Below are 343 nucleotides of genomic sequence, written 5' to 3'. Positions count from 1 at the left end.
CGTAGCCGGCTTCCTTGAGGATCGCCTTGGAGGAGGAGTACAGCTCCGCCACCTGGTCGTCCGACAGGAACGGCGCGGGGGCCTCCTCCACCAGTTTCTGGTGGCGGCGCTGGAGGGAGCAGTCGCGGGTGGAGACGACGACGACGTTGCCGTGGGTGTCGGCCAGGCACTGGGTCTCGACGTGGCGGGGCTTGTCGAGGTAGCGCTCGACGAAGCACTCGCCGCGGCCGAACGCGGCCACCGCCTCACGCACGGCGGAGTCGTACAGCTCGGGGACCTCTTCGAGGGTGCGGGCGACCTTCAGGCCGCGTCCGCCGCCGCCGAAGGCGGCCTTGATCGCGAT

At 70.6% G+C, this 343-nt stretch carries 1 pseudogene; it reads right to left on the bottom strand.

The features are described from left to right. Positions 1–343: pseudogene (locus KVT44_RS55810) on the bottom strand (acetyl-/propionyl-CoA carboxylase subunit alpha); the annotation flags it as partial.

Source organism: Streptomyces sp. GbtcB7 (assembly GCF_019091445.1).
GTDB classification, from domain to species: domain Bacteria; phylum Actinomycetota; class Actinomycetes; order Streptomycetales; family Streptomycetaceae; genus Streptomyces; species Streptomyces mirabilis.
The sequence above is the reverse complement of the archived record's forward strand: the minus strand, read 5'-3'. Positions and strand labels throughout refer to the sequence as shown.